Below are 11,723 nucleotides of genomic sequence, written 5' to 3'. Positions count from 1 at the left end.
AAAAATACATATATTGTCAATTCTTACTTGACCGATCGGAATTGATGTAATATAGTGTTTAAGGATAATGAGCAAGGGAGTGTTTACCTGTTTTGGAGAATTTATTTGTAATCTTACATGTTTTTATTTTGTTTTTGTTTATAGCAGGTCTGTTTGTGATGCAAAAAAAACACGTTTCCTTTTCTAAACGTGTCTTTACCGCACTCGGATTAGGCATTGTATTCGGTTTTGCGCTGCAATTGATTTACGGGCCGGCCTCACATGTCGTGACACAAACGGCCGATTGGTTTAATATCGCCGGCGGCGGTTATGTCAAATTGCTTCAGATGATCGTCATGCCGCTAGTCTTTATTTCTATTCTCGGCGCATTTACGAAGCTGAAACTGACCCATAACATCGGGAAAATCAGCGGACTGATCATCGGAATTTTGATTGCTACGACAGCAATTGCCGCGGCAGTCGGAATTGTTTCGGCGCTTTCCTTTGATCTGAAAGCCGTTCATATCGACCAGGGGAGCACTGAGTTATCAAGGGGTCAGGAGCTGCAGCAAAAATCTGAGGATATGACGGCCAAAACGCTGCCTCAGCAAATCGTTGAGCTTCTGCCGGGGAATCCGTTTCTTGATTTCACGGGAGCCAGACCGACTTCCACCATCGGAGTCGTTATTTTCGCCGCTTTCCTCGGCATCGCTTTTCTGGGCGTGAAACGGAAGCAGCCGGAGCACGCAGCGACATTCAGCGGAATTGTCGATGCGGTTTACGCGATTATTATGCGCGTCGTGACATTAATTTTAAGACTGACGCCTTACGGGGTATTGGCGATTATGACCAAAACGATCGCGACAAGCGACATCGACAGCATTGCGAAACTGGGGATGTTTGTGATCGCTTCATACGCCGCGCTTATCGCCATGTTTATCATTCACTTGCTGCTGATCACGTTCAGCGGTTTAAATCCGATCACATACGTGAAAAAAGCATTTCCGGTTATGGTGTTTGCGTTTACGTCCCGTTCAAGCGCAGGGGCTTTGCCGCTCAATATTAAAACACAAAAAAGCATGGGCGTACCGGAAGGCATTGCAAACTTCGCCGGTTCATTCGGCTTATCGATCGGTCAAAACGGCTGTGCCGGCATTTATCCGGCGATGCTCGCGATGATGATTGCGCCGACAGTGGGGCAAAACCCGTTTGAACCGGGATTTATCATTTCCGTCATCGCCATCGTGGCAATCAGTTCATTCGGTGTAGCAGGCGTGGGAGGCGGCGCGACATTTGCGGCTCTGCTCGTCCTATCCGCTTTGAACATGCCTGTGGCGCTTGCCGGGCTGCTCATCTCAATTGAGCCGTTAATTGACATGGGGCGCACCGCCTTAAATGTCAGCGGCAGTATGACCGCAGGGCTGTTAACAAGTAAAATGACGAAGGAAACCGATACCGCGGTATACAATGATTCCACAATCGTCATTGAAGCTGAAGAAGCTTAACAAAAAAGCAGATCGATGGTTCATTCTCTTATAGAAAAATATGAGATAAAGCGCTAAAACGAAAAATCCTTCATCGTTGAACGAATGAAGGATTTTTTCGTTTCTAATGATTTCCGGGTTCAATTTCTTCCAGCATATTCATCACGGTGCTGTCATTTAAAACATTTACCGCGCTTTCTTCAAAGTGAATCGGCTCGGTATAGTGAGGCTTCGGCGAAGTTTCTTTACTGCGGCTGCGGTCTGCCTGTCCGTCCGTATGGGATGAGCCGGCGTGATTGCGGGAAGTCTGCTCATGCTGCTGTCCGCCGGATTCCCCGCCGAACGCCTGTTTGATCAGCTCGGCAGGCTGCAATGAGCCGGTTTGTGAATGCCGGGCTTTGTCCGTGTGCTGCTGTCCGCCGGATTCCCCGCCGAAAGCTTGTTTGATCAGCTCGGCAGGCTGCAATGAGCCGGTTTGTGAATGCCGGGCTTTGTCTGCGTGCTGCTGTCCGCCGGATTCCCCGCCGAACGCCTGTTGAATCAGGTCAACAGGCTGCATGGAGTGTGTGCCATCTTTATGCTGCATTCTGCCTGAAACCATTCCGGAGATTTTCCGGCGGATTTCGGGTGATAAAGCTGCAATCAGAATCGATGATCCGATCAGCAGCGCTGTCGGGCTGATGCCGCTTTTTTTTCTGAACAAGTTAAATCCCTCCTCATTCAATTGATTACGCTTACCTTTCCCTTTCCTTCTGATATTTATCCAAACCGCTCAGAATGCAAACGGCGTGCATAAATCCCGCCGAATAGAAAAACCTATACGTAAAGTGAGAAAGGAGGAATTCACATGATAAAAAAACAAGCAGTTATCTCTGCCCTTCTTCTGCCGATGCTGATTACCGCAGGGTGCAGTATGGGGAACCAAGGAGAAGGAAAACGAAATGACAACCGCACCCAGAATGTAAATTACCGCAACACGCCTAACGACGGTGCGACAAATATGAATACAGTGAACCGTCATAACCAAAACAACGATCACAATGACAATCGTAACCTGAGAGTGGCTGATAAAGCCGCCGACAAGGTGACTGATTTAAAAGAGGTTAAAAATGCGACTGTGATCGTTGCCGGAAACAGCGCATATGTTGCCGTTGTTTTGACAAACGGGCAAAAAGGCGCCATCGCCAACCATTTAAAAAATAAGATTACCGATAAGGTGAAATCAGCCGATAAACATGTCCGGACTGTATATGTATCAGCGAACCCGGACTTCGTTGAACGCATGCAAGGCTACGGAAAACGAATCCAAAACGGACATCCTGTATCCGGTCTGTTTGATGAATTCGGCCAAATGGTGCAGCGTGTATTCCCAAACCCCAATAAATAAATGAATGGAAAAGCCGCATTTGCTGCGGCTTTTTTATTTTATCTGCCGTCACGACCCAGCGCTCCTGAGCATAAAGTAAAGAATGAGATGAAAATGAAAGGATCGGGGAGGGGAGCTTGTTTGCGTGACGGCATGGGGAAACGGGCGGCATTCACTCTGATCCTGTGCGGAGTCCTTGTCATATTGGCTGTCAGTTCAGCCGTTTCAGTAAGTATGATGTACGTCCTGTCAGGCCAAAACAGCCGCTCTGTTCCGACGAAGGAACAAGTGACTGAACACATGAATAAAGAAATTTACAAACATACAGCGATTTACTATACGGCGGATGAAAAGCCGCTCTTGGATCTGACCAAGCTTACGCTGGACCACGCAAAGCGTATCAATCAAATCATTGTCGGCTATAAAGGTGCAGCGCCGCTTGAACTCATTTTCTTTTCGGATGAAGCTGAAATGGAGCAATATTCAGGATTGAAAAATGTAGTCGGTTTTTATTCAGAACAGGAGCAGATGATGGGGCTTTTGCCTGAAGAGAAAAAAAAGCTTTTGAAAAAAGATGAGCTGGCCGTTTTCATGTATAAGCAATTGATTATACATGAATATACACACTACGCGTTTCATCAAAAAACGCGGCAATTGGGGACGGATACGTCTGTATTTCCGCTTTGGTTTCATGAGGGGCTGAGCGAGTGGGTCGCGCATTATGATGTAGTCATTGATCCGATTGCATTTTCCGTCGTGCCGTTTGATCAATTAACGACCGACCGAAAATGGCAGAAATCGCGTATGGAATATGAAACGGATGTCTATTTGCAAAGCTTCTATATGATAAAGGACTTAACCGACACATTCGGAGAAGGCATTATCTTAACCATTATCAATAAAACCGCCGAAACACAGGATTTTGAAAAAGGCTTTGAAGCGGCTACGAAAGAAAGCCTGAAACGATTTGAACATGATTTCACAAAAGCATATGAAAAAAAGAAAACGGCGTTGGAGAGTCAGGTTTCCAACGCCGTTTTTTAATCAATGGAGGTTTTGCTGCTGCTGTCCCATTTGTCCTTTAATCGGAGGCATTTGCGGCTGTCCCTGGGCCGGTGCAAATGAATTCAGCATGGTCTGCATATCTTGTGCATTGAGCTGAGGAACCTGATAATAACCGTGTTTGTTTTGGTATAAGAAGATTTCATACGCCATTTCGACATATTGCTGAATTTGGGCGGAGAGCACTCTTCTAGTGACGGGATTGGTCATTTCAAGCGAGCTCATCGTCAAGAGAGAAGCTTGAGCTTTAATCAGGCCGAGCATATGGCCGCTGATCCCGAGATCTTTGACATCATTTAATGATTGATTCGGTTTTTTCGGCTGAGTCGGTTTTATACCGTAGACGGCCTGGTTCTGTTCCTTCATCATATATGTCGACGTTTCCTGAGAAGGCTTTTGGCCGGTCTTAAAGCATTCTGCCGTCAGATTATAGAGTCCGAGAATGAATTGATACTGGCGGTCAAGGATGTCGGCCAGCTGCTGATCCTGTATAAACTGTCTGAGCATCATAAATTGATCCAAAACGCCGACTGTTCCGGCCAGCACTTCATGCATATCGAAAAGCTCATGTCCTCCGTGATTCACTTGCGGTGAACCCGGGATCCCCTGATTTACTGGCTGCTGCTGATTCTGCTGCTGTTCCATTGGTTGTTTTCCTCCTTCATGTCAAATCATCATTAAGATGTGAAAAAAGCCGATCCGTTATACATCAAGACCTGTTTCGTTACGTGGGGATTATTTACTATTTTGCGCCAGTGAAGACAATCTTTACAAAAAAGTGATGTGATTTTTAAGAAAATAAGCTAACGTATTTCTTAGAAGACAGGGGGGAAATAAATGAAGAAAAAAAGGGGTATGCGTCTTACGTGCTGTTTGCTGACGGTTTGTTTTATGATGTTCAGCGTGAAAGATGCGGAAGCAATCGGACAAGCAGGATCACTGAATGAAGCTGGAATGGATAAAGCGTATAAAGAACAGCAGACAGAAGACTCCGGCCGTGTCCCGCTCAGAATCATCAGTATGAATGATCTGCACGGAAAAATTGATCAGCAATATGAGCTTGACCTTAACGGAGACGGTAAACCGGATGGCACTTTCGGGCGGATGGACTACGCCGCAGCGTACATTAAAAAGGCGAAAGCCGAGAAAGAACACGCCTTTGTCGTGCATGCGGGCGATATGATCGGGGGCAGCTCTCCCGTGTCAGCCCTTTTTCAGGATGAACCGACAGTAGAATTGATGGAAGACATCGGTTTTGATGTCGGAACTGTCGGCAATCACGAATTCGATGAAGGAACGAATGAGCTTAAACGGATCATCAATGGAGGAGATCATCCGGACGGTAAGGGGACAAGCGGTTATGACGGCCAAAATTTCCCGCTCGTCTGCGCCAACTGTAAACTGAAGTCAGGGGAGTCCTTTCTGCCGCCGTATGAAATTAAATACGTTTCCGGAATTCCGGTCGCATTTATCGGGGTTGTAACCAGATCGGCGGCAGGCATGGTCATCCCGGACGGAATTAAAAATATTACGTTTACGGATGAGGTAAAGGCCGTCAATGACGCCGCCGCTGACCTGAAGAAAAAAGGAATTAAAGCAATCGCCGTGCTCGCCCATATGTCTGCTGAACAAAATGGCTCAGCCATCACGGGAGAATCCGCAAAGCTTGCAAGCGGAACAGACTCAGAGATTGATGTGATTTTCGCCGCGCACAATCATAAAGTCGTAAACGGAGAAATCGACGGCAAGCTGATCGTGCAGGCATTTGAATACGGAAAAGCAATCGGAATCGCCGATCTTGAACTTGATAAAGAGTCGAAGGATATCGTGAAAAAATCAGCGGAAATCCAATATATCGATCAAAGTAAAATCAAGCCTGACCCGGCTGCGGCAGGCATATTAAGCAAATATGAAGAGAAAGTGAAACCGATTATCAGCGAAGCGGTCGGGGAAGCGGCTCATGATATAACGGGCGGGTATTCAAATGACGGCGACACGGCGCTCGGAAATCTGATTGCCGACGGTATGAAAGAGAAGATGAAATCCGATTTTGCGCTTATGAATGGGGGAGGCATCCGGGACGGCATAAAAAAAGGGCCGATTACATGGGGAGACCTTTATAATGTACAGCCGTTCGGCAATGTGCTGACGAAGCTTGAAATCAAAGGAAAAGATTTGCGGGAGATCATTAACGCGCAAATTTCTCCGGTGTACGGTCCGGATTACAGCATCAGCGGATTTTCCTATACATGGAACCCGGAAACCGGACAAGCGGTTGATATGAAGATGGCGGACGGGACAGACATACAGCCCGAAAAAGGATATACAGTAACAGTCAATCAATTTATGGCAACGGCAGCGGGGGCAAAATACGGTCCGATCGGGAAACTCGGCAAGAATCCGGTGACGGGGCCTGAGGATTTGGAAGCGACAGTAGACTATGTCAAAAGCTTTTCCGCACCGATTTCTTATCAAACCGACGGCCGCATCCGCACGGCATCAGCCGCCGAAACACCTGATGACACCGGCAATCAGCCGGGAAGCGGGGAAACACCGGGCGGTACCAGGCCTGATAAAGGAGAAAAACCTCAAGCGGAAAAACCGGATGCAGCAGAACAGCCTGATCAAACCAAAAAACCTGAACGTCCTGTCGTAAAAGAAACAGCATCTGATACAGTGGAGTCAATTCCCGAATCCCGTCCGGCGTCTGCCGCAAATTCGGAACAAAGCACAAAACAGACTGAAAGCGGCACACAAAAAGGCCGCCCATTGCCTGATACTTCAGCGGGCAGCCATCAGACGGCATTGGCCGGTCTGGTGATCACGGGTGCCGGCGTATATTGGCTTTTCAGAAAGAAAAGGGGAACCCGCACACGATGAACAAACTGAAACTTATTCCGCTTTTCGTCATCATCGCCGGTATCATCATCACATGTTACGGAAGCTGGAAGATCATTGATTCACATATGAAAACGAACCATTCGCTTGAAGAAGCAAAAAAAGCAACAGAACCTGTCTTGGAAAAGAACGAAACAAAAAGCGCTGTGCTGACACAGCGCAAAAAAGAATTTCACCCCGAAACGGGTGAGGCAAGCGGCATTTTAGAAATCCCTGAAATCGACGCTGAGCTCCCGATCGTGGAAGGGACTGACGCAGATGATTTAGCAAAAGGCGTCGGACATTATAAGGACAGCTATTATCCGGGCGATCACGGCCAAATTGTGTTATCCGGCCACAGGGACACGGTGTTCCGCCGGACCGGCGAACTGAAAAAAGGAGACAGACTGAACGTGATTTTGTCTTACGGCACGTTTTCTTATAAAATCAGCCGTACAAAAATCGTCAGCCGGGATGATACATCTGTCATCACCCTTCAGCACAAGCGGGAGGAACTGATCCTGACCACTTGCTATCCGTTTTCTTACATTGGAAATGCGCCGAAACGATATATTATATATGCCGACCCTGTTTAAGAAAAATACGTTTCGGTAAAATGAGCCAGATCAGCCGGCATCGGCGCCTCGGCAACGATTTCTTCTCCTGAGATCGGATGGACGACACTGACTTTTTTTGCGTGAAGCGCCTGCCTGTGAAACAGCGTCCTGCTTCCGCCGTACAGGTCATCGCCCGCCAACGGATGGCCGATGCTTGCCATATGCACCCTGATTTGATGTGTTCTCCCGGTTTCCAGTTCAAGCTCTGCCAATGTAAGCTGCGCACCGGGATGATAGCCTTTCACTTTGTAATGGGTGACGGCGGCTTGTCCGCCGGATGAGACGCGCCGTCTGACGGAATGTGACCTGTCGCGGCCGATCGGCGAGTCAACCGTGCCTTTTTTCGGCGTGACTTTTCCTTCCGCCGCGGCGATATAGGTGCGTTTTAATGTTTTGGTTTCGAGCTGACGGTCAAGGAGTGCATGGGCCAGGCGGTGTTTCGCGAAAACGACCGCGCCTGACGTGTCACGGTCAAGACGGTGAACGTGGCGCACTTTCGCCTGCTCGCCGTTGATTTGAAAATGGTAAGCGATCAGGTTGCTGAGGGTGCCGGTCTGACCCTCTTCATTTGGATGAGTCGGCATTCCCGCCGGCTTATTTGCAATCAGCATATGATTGTCCTCAAATAAAATGTCCGGCTCTCCGTATTCCGGAGTCACCGAAGAACCCGTTTTTTCCTGAAGATCAATGAATAAGCGATCTCCGTTTTTCAGTATGATGTTGTTTTTCGGGGATGTTCGATTCACCTGAATGCTTTCTTGGTTCATCCATTCCGTAATTACGGGTTTTGACGCCTGGAATTCAGATTTCAGGACTGAAAACAGCCATTGTCCGGCGTGCTTTTCCGTAATCAGGAGTTCCAGACCGCGGTCATTTTGTTTCATATCATAAAGCTCCTTTTCAAGCGGAAAGCGGCTGTTTCAATAGGAAACACTTACCTTAGCTTTCGCGTTTTTTTCTATGCTATTCTTGATAAAGATTAAGGATATTCACATGGCAAGAAAGGTGATTGATGTGAGAATTGTGAACGCAGCGACTGACGGACAAGAAAGCGCGATACAAGAGCTTTCCTCTGAATTGTTTCAAAATGTCTTTCCTCTTTATTTCTCCGAACTGGAAATTCAGCGCTTTAAAAAAAGGGGCGTATTATCATTACAAAACCAACGTTACCAAGGAACTTTAAAAGAAGCGTTTCAAATTATGGCTTGTCTGCAAACGGTACATATCATGCTGTCAAAGCCGCACCCGGTATATGACGTCAAAGAGCGGGCGCTGTTTGATAAAAATTGCGCTTTGCTGAATGAATGCGGAATGAATTTTCCCTTTACCTATGATGATTTCGAGACAGGGGCCGGATCAGATGCCTGCGGTCACAGAAGGCTGATCTGACGGGTATAAAGAGCCTTTTAACAGGCTCTTTTTTGCTTCCTTGACATGATACCACAATTTCTTTCCTCTAACTCCCTTTATAATGAGACAAATCCCCGAGCATAATAAATGTCGAAAGGGGTGCTTTACAATGAGTTCAATCAAACAATCAATGACTACCCACGTGGCTACCGTTTCTCCCAATCAAACGATTCAGGAAGCGGCTGCGCTGATGCACCAGCATAATGTCGGAGCAATTCCCGTCGTTGACGGAGGGGAATTAAAAGGAATGCTGACAGACCGTGATATCGCATTGAGAACAACGGCTCAAGGCCGCGACGGCCAAACACCTGTTTCACACGTGATGTCTTCTGCAGTTGTATCCGGAAACCCGGAAATGAGTCTTGAAGAGGCGTCACATCTGATGGCCCAACACCAAATCCGCCGCCTTCCCATTGTCGATCAAAATCATCTGGTCGGGATCGTTGCGCTTGGAGACTTAGCGGTCGATCAGCGTTCAAATGAGTCTGCGGGAGCAGCTCTTTCCAATATTTCCAGTCAAAACACACAGTAACGGATGAAGAGAGCTTGCACTCATGCAGGCTCTTCTTTCCGTGAGAATGTTACATTTTGAACGCGAAAGAAATTCACGGTATAGTGTATACATAGGTCAGTACGTTTAGCTAAAGGAGCTGTAACCATTGATAAAAGCATTAATCTTTGATTTTGACGGGTTAATTTTAGATACAGAAACCCATGAATATGAAGTGCTGCAGGAAATGTTTGAAGAACACGGTTCAACATTGCCTTTATCCGTCTGGGGAAAGGTGATCGGAACGGCCGCGGGGTTTAAGCCGTTCGCATATTTAGAGGAGCAGCTGGGAAGAAAGCTCGATCATGATGAACTGACGGCGATCAGGCGCGGGCGCTTCGAACAGCGGATGAAGACGGAAACGGCGCGTCCCGGGGTGGAGGCTTATTTAGCCGCGGCAAAAGAATTAGGATTGAAAGTGGGGCTCGCGTCCAGCTCAGATTTTAAATGGGTATCGGGCCATCTGAAGGAATTAGGCCTGTTTGATGAATTTGAAGTGATTCAGACGGCTGACGACGTAGAAGAAGTGAAGCCGAATCCGGAGCTCTATCTGAAAGCTGCGGAACATTTAGGCGTTGAACCATCTGAATGTCTGGCCTTTGAGGATTCGGTCAACGGCTCAATCGCAGCCAAACGGGCCGGCATGAAATGTGTCATCGTCCCGAATAAGGTAACAAGCGCCCTGTTATTTGAAGAATACGATCACAGACTGGAATCGATGGCGGAAATGGAACTTGAATTACTCTTACAGCGATTGAACGATCAAAACGAAACGGCAGGGGGAAGCAGCATTGTCTGAGAAACTTGATCTGACCCGTTTTGAAAAGAAAATGGTCATCCGGAATATGGAAGAGAAAGATATCAACAAAATTATTGAGCTGCAAAAGGATTGTTTTCCGGGGATGGAGCCGTGGGAGCCTGAGCATTTAATCAGCCATCTCGCGCACTTTCCGGAAGGTCAGTTTTGCGCCGAGTATGAAGGGGAAATTATCGGTTCATGCTCAAGCCTGATCATCAATTTCGATGAATATGATGACCGCCACACGTGGCAGGACATTACAGACGACGGTTATATCACGAACCACAACCCGGACGGATTGAATCTGTACGGGATTGAGGTAATGGTTCACCCGGAATACAGACGGATGAAAATCGGACACCGGCTGTATGAGGCGAGAAAAGACTTGGCGAGACGATTGAATCTGAAAAGCATCATTATCGGCGGGCGGATTCCGAATTATCATAAGTATGCGGAAGAAATGACGGCGAGAGCTTATGTCGAACAGGTGACGCGCCATCAGATTTATGATCCGGTGCTTTCTTTCCAGCTGATGAACGGATTTACGCTCATGCGGATCAATCCGAATTATCTCCCGGATGACACCGCGTCCATTAAATATGCGACATTAATGCAATGGAACAATGTCGATTACCTGCCGCAATCGAAGCGCTATTACAAATCGGCATTTCCGGTGCGCATCTGCGTCATTCAATATGAAATGAAAAAGATTTACTCCTTCGAGGAATTTGCCAATCAGGTTGAATATTATGTCGATGTGGCTTCCGATGCGAGATCTGATTTCGCAGTGTTCCCGGAGATTTTCACGACGCAGCTCATGTCTTTCCTCGAGGAGCGTTCTCCGAGTCTGGCCATTCAGAGGATTACCGAATATACCGAGGACTATATCAGCCTCTTTACAGATCTCGCGGTGAAATATAACGTCAACATCATCGGCGGCTCCCACTTCGTTGAAGAAGAGGGGAAAATTTATAACATCGCGTACTTATTCAGACGTGACGGCACGATTGAAAAACAATATAAGCTTCACATTACGCCGAATGAGCGGAAATGGTGGGGCATCAGCGCCGGAGACAGGGTGCGCGTATTTGATACGGACTGCGGAAAGATCGCCATTCAGATCTGTTACGATATCGAATTTCCGGAGCTTGCGAGAATTGCCGCGGATCAAGGGGCGAAAATTATCTTTACGCCGTTCTGCACTGAAGACCGCCAAGGCTACTTGCGCGTAAGGTACTGCTCTCAGGCGCGAGCGGTTGAAAACCAAATTTACACCGTCATCTCAGGTACGGTCGGAAACCTGCCGCAAACAGAAAATATGGATATTCAATACGCGCAGTCAGCCATTTTTGCTCCGTCTGATTTTGAATTTGCCAGAGACGGAATCGTCGGTGAAACGAATCCGAATATCGAAATGGTCGTGATCGGGGACGTGGACCTTGAAATCTTAAGAAGGCAGCGTGAAAACGGAACCGTGCGCCAGCTGAAAGACCGGCGCAAAGACATTTACCGGATTACGCATCTGAAATAAAAAAAACGCCCGCTCCGCTTAAGGGGACTGACCCCATAAGATGAGACA

The 11,723-nt window shown here is 47.4% G+C and carries 12 protein-coding genes; 9 read left to right on the top strand and 3 right to left on the bottom strand.

Translation table 11 applies throughout. The annotated features are described in order from the left end of the window. The first annotated feature begins 92 nt into the window (after positions 1-92). The gene (locus tag D5S11_RS17775) at positions 93-1,484 is read left to right on the top strand and encodes an L-cystine transporter (RefSeq protein ID WP_007408442.1); all 1,392 of its coding nucleotides are present in this window, start codon (positions 93-95) and stop codon (positions 1,482-1,484) included. Positions 1,485-1,587: 103 nt separating this feature from the next. Here D5S11_RS17775 and D5S11_RS17770 read toward each other — a convergent pair whose 3' ends face one another. Then, the gene (locus D5S11_RS17770; protein WP_039062840.1) at positions 1,588-2,166 is read right to left on the bottom strand and encodes a hypothetical protein; all 579 of its coding nucleotides are present in this window, start codon (positions 2,164-2,166) and stop codon (positions 1,588-1,590) included. A gap of 144 nt (positions 2,167-2,310) precedes the next feature. Here D5S11_RS17770 and D5S11_RS17765 point away from each other — a divergent pair, with 144 nt between their 5' ends. Together D5S11_RS17765 and D5S11_RS17760 are read left to right on the top strand one after the other, a co-directional pair. Continuing rightward, positions 2,311-2,850 carry a YhcN/YlaJ family sporulation lipoprotein gene (locus D5S11_RS17765; protein ID WP_047935520.1) on the top strand — a complete coding sequence of 180 codons (540 nt, stop codon included), beginning with the start codon at positions 2,311-2,313 and terminating at the stop codon, positions 2,848-2,850. A 120-nt stretch (positions 2,851-2,970) separates the two neighbouring features. Further along, entirely contained in the window at positions 2,971-3,873 is a 903-nt protein-coding gene (locus D5S11_RS17760; RefSeq protein WP_047936396.1) for a hypothetical protein, read from the top strand. Here the strand turns inward: D5S11_RS17760 and D5S11_RS17755 are convergent, their stop codons facing one another. Further along, entirely contained in the window at positions 3,874-4,536 is a 663-nt protein-coding gene (locus D5S11_RS17755) for a spore coat protein (RefSeq protein WP_020955559.1), read from the bottom strand. 192 nt (positions 4,537-4,728) lie between these two features. Between D5S11_RS17755 and D5S11_RS17750 the strand changes: the two genes are divergently transcribed. Next, on the top strand, positions 4,729-6,771 hold the full coding sequence (locus D5S11_RS17750; protein ID WP_108725080.1) for a 5'-nucleotidase C-terminal domain-containing protein: 2,043 nt from the start codon (positions 4,729-4,731) through the stop codon (positions 6,769-6,771). Beyond that, positions 6,768-7,364, top strand: coding sequence for a class D sortase (locus tag D5S11_RS17745; RefSeq protein ID WP_031378431.1), 597 nt, complete (start codon positions 6,768-6,770; stop codon positions 7,362-7,364). Before D5S11_RS17750 ends, D5S11_RS17745 begins: the two co-directional genes overlap by 4 nt. On the opposite strand, the gene D5S11_RS17740 is transcribed toward D5S11_RS17745, so the two are convergent. Continuing rightward, positions 7,361-8,269, bottom strand: a complete 909-nt coding sequence (locus D5S11_RS17740; RefSeq protein ID WP_108725079.1) for an RluA family pseudouridine synthase — start codon at positions 8,267-8,269, stop codon at positions 7,361-7,363. The genes D5S11_RS17745 and D5S11_RS17740 overlap by 4 nt on opposite strands. A gap of 109 nt (positions 8,270-8,378) precedes the next feature. Between D5S11_RS17740 and D5S11_RS17735 the strand changes: the two genes are divergently transcribed. The 4 genes from D5S11_RS17735 to D5S11_RS17720 all read left to right on the top strand — a co-directional run bounded on the left by D5S11_RS17735 (position 8,379) and on the right by D5S11_RS17720 (position 11,675). After that, on the top strand, positions 8,379-8,774 hold the full coding sequence (locus tag D5S11_RS17735; protein WP_032868282.1) for a DUF5365 family protein: 396 nt from the start codon (positions 8,379-8,381) through the stop codon (positions 8,772-8,774). A 130-nt stretch (positions 8,775-8,904) separates the two neighbouring features. Next, positions 8,905-9,327: a CBS domain-containing protein gene (locus D5S11_RS17730; RefSeq protein WP_007408449.1), complete on the top strand. Its 423-nt coding sequence runs from the start codon at positions 8,905-8,907 to the stop codon at positions 9,325-9,327. A gap of 127 nt (positions 9,328-9,454) precedes the next feature. Continuing rightward, on the top strand, positions 9,455-10,144 hold the full coding sequence (locus D5S11_RS17725) for an HAD family hydrolase (protein ID WP_007408450.1): 690 nt from the start codon (positions 9,455-9,457) through the stop codon (positions 10,142-10,144). After that, positions 10,137-11,675: a bifunctional GNAT family N-acetyltransferase/carbon-nitrogen hydrolase family protein gene (locus D5S11_RS17720; protein WP_007408451.1), complete on the top strand. Its 1,539-nt coding sequence runs from the start codon at positions 10,137-10,139 to the stop codon at positions 11,673-11,675. Before D5S11_RS17725 ends, D5S11_RS17720 begins: the two co-directional genes overlap by 8 nt. The last annotated feature ends 48 nt before the right edge of the window (positions 11,676-11,723 follow it).

Source organism: Bacillus sp. L75 (assembly GCF_003676355.1).
Classification (GTDB): Bacteria; Bacillota; Bacilli; order Bacillales; family Bacillaceae; genus Bacillus; species Bacillus velezensis.
This window is presented reverse-complemented; position numbering and strand designations above follow the sequence as displayed.

Coding starts and splice junctions, on each gene's coding strand:
- D5S11_RS17735 (WP_032868282.1), top strand. CDS start 8,379: ATGGCAAGAAAGGTGATTGATGTGAGAATTGTGAACGCAGCGACTGAC.
- D5S11_RS17755 (WP_020955559.1), bottom strand. CDS start 4,536: ATGGAACAGCAGCAGAATCAGCAGCAGCCAGTAAATCAGGGGATCCCG.
- D5S11_RS17750 (WP_108725080.1), top strand. CDS start 4,729: ATGAAGAAAAAAAGGGGTATGCGTCTTACGTGCTGTTTGCTGACGGTT.
- D5S11_RS17730 (WP_007408449.1), top strand. CDS start 8,905: ATGAGTTCAATCAAACAATCAATGACTACCCACGTGGCTACCGTTTCT.
- D5S11_RS17765 (WP_047935520.1), top strand. CDS start 2,311: ATGATAAAAAAACAAGCAGTTATCTCTGCCCTTCTTCTGCCGATGCTG.
- D5S11_RS17745 (WP_031378431.1), top strand. CDS start 6,768: ATGAACAAACTGAAACTTATTCCGCTTTTCGTCATCATCGCCGGTATC.
- D5S11_RS17740 (WP_108725079.1), bottom strand. CDS start 8,269: ATGAAACAAAATGACCGCGGTCTGGAACTCCTGATTACGGAAAAGCAC.